The sequence below is a fragment of the Lacihabitans sp. LS3-19 genome, from assembly GCF_024343575.1.
Taxonomy (GTDB): domain Bacteria; phylum Bacteroidota; class Bacteroidia; order Cytophagales; family Spirosomataceae; genus Leadbetterella.
Genome location: NZ_RJUA01000084.1, coordinates 1 through 1,936, shown reverse-complemented (window position 1 = coordinate 1,936; position 1,936 = coordinate 1). Strand labels below are relative to the sequence as shown.

The 1,936-nt window shown below is 37.4% G+C and carries 1 protein-coding gene; it reads right to left on the bottom strand.

The window, feature by feature from the left end:
- On the bottom strand, positions 1 to 1,936 hold a 1,936-nt coding region (locus EGI22_RS15470; protein ID WP_255069338.1), incomplete at both ends, for a hypothetical protein.

Genomic DNA, 1,936 nt, shown 5'->3' with positions numbered 1-1,936 from the left:
ATTAAGTCGGTTGTTTCGGTACAAGTACCTGTACTAGAGTTAAATAACAGAGAACAACGGTATTGGAATTCATTCGCTTTGGTAAGTTCTGTTATGGACATTTGAAGGCTATTTGTGCCAGAAATACTTCCTCCATCTGCAAGATCAAGCCAATCAGCCCCAGTTCCTGTTCGGTATTGCCATTGAATTACAGAAGGTATTCCTGTAATAGTGTGGGTATTGTTAAGATTGAAATTAAGGTCATTGCCTAAGCAAAGTTTTTGGTTTGGCAAACTTCCTTGTACTCTATTCACATTCAAGCTTACTTCCTCGCTTATTATTTCTTCTATTTGGTTGTTGATAATACATCTATAAAGCGTACCATTTGGGCTTTCGGCATTTCCAACACTTTTAATTTTTAATTGCTCTGTAAGTGCTCCATCTATGTAATTGTTGGCATCATCTAAGTTGCTGAAAGCAGTTTCATTGGGTCTTTTTCTTTGCCATTGGTAGATTAAGTCTCCACCTAGGGCTGAAATCTCAAAATTTGAGGTGTTTCCGTAGCAATTGATTAAAGACAATGGCTGGGTAACAATAGCTAGCTCGGGGATTAATCTGGCGGTTATTTGAATTCGCGGACTTTCGCAAATGCCAATAGTTTGGCTTACCCAAAAAGTATAAAGTCCAGGAATTGTAACTTCTGGAGTTTGGCTTAAAGGAATTGATGAAATTGCACTTTCATACCATTTTAAACTTTGACCATTGGCTGTAAAAATTAATGCAGAAGGGCTATAAACAGAATCTGGGGTGGTATTTATTGGGCCTTCAATTCCAGGAACCACTTTAATATTCACACTTTCAGAAACCGCATCACAAGAGTTTTTGCAAGTGACTGTGTAGGTGGTATTTTCTGTAGGGGATACATTTATTTGAGCAGAAGTTTCTCCAGAAGACCAAAGGATTTCTCCTTTGCAGCTTGAGCTTAAAATGTTTACATTCGCACCAGCACAAATCGTAGAATCTGAAAAAGGCACTGAAATACTCAATTGCGGATGAAAAACAGCCGAAACAACATTGGACGTGGCGATATTACATGAACTATTTATGCAATCAACTCTCGCTCTGAAATAGAAAGTGCTATCGTTTCCAGGATTATTGAAATTAAAGGCTAAAGCGTCTGAAACAGAAATATTTTTCCAATTTGTAGAACTTTGAGATGAGCTAGTTTTATTTATTTGCCATTGAATATCACAAATTCCTTCACCACCAATTACTGTTTTTGTGAGATTTAGAGTATTTCCAAAACAAACCGAATCTGTATCAGCCATAATGGTAATACTTGGATCTGGATTGATGTTGAAAGTCGTAATATTTGAATATACAGAATTGCAAGAATCAAAAGCCATCCTTCTGTAACAAGTCGATACCAATAGGGCAGGAGGATTGAAAGTTGCAGTATTTTCTCCAGAAATATTTACCCATGTAGGGTTTGCCGCGGAGCAATCTTCCGCTTTTTGCCATTGAATCATTCCACCTGACGGATTTTGAATGCTTGCGATGGTCAAAGGATTGAAACCTGCACAGTTTGTTGAAGTATTTTCAGCAATTGAACCAGGTGTCAAAACTGGATAGACTTTGATATTAAGCGTCTGACTTTGTGGTGATTGGCATTCTGTTGTTTGGCATTTTGCGGAAATGCTGAAATTTGTACTAGCCGAAATTTCAATATTTGCACCTATCATTCCATTGCTCCAAATTACATTACCAACACAGTTTGTGGCGGCTATTGTTATAGTTTCTCCAAAGCAATAATTTAGTTTTGAAGTAGAAATATTTGGAGCATCAATTCCAGGAACCACCGTAATATTCACACTTTTAGAAATAGCATCACAAGAGTTTTTGCAAGTGACAGTGTAAGTGGTATTTTCAATGGGAGCGACATTTATTTGGGCAGAAG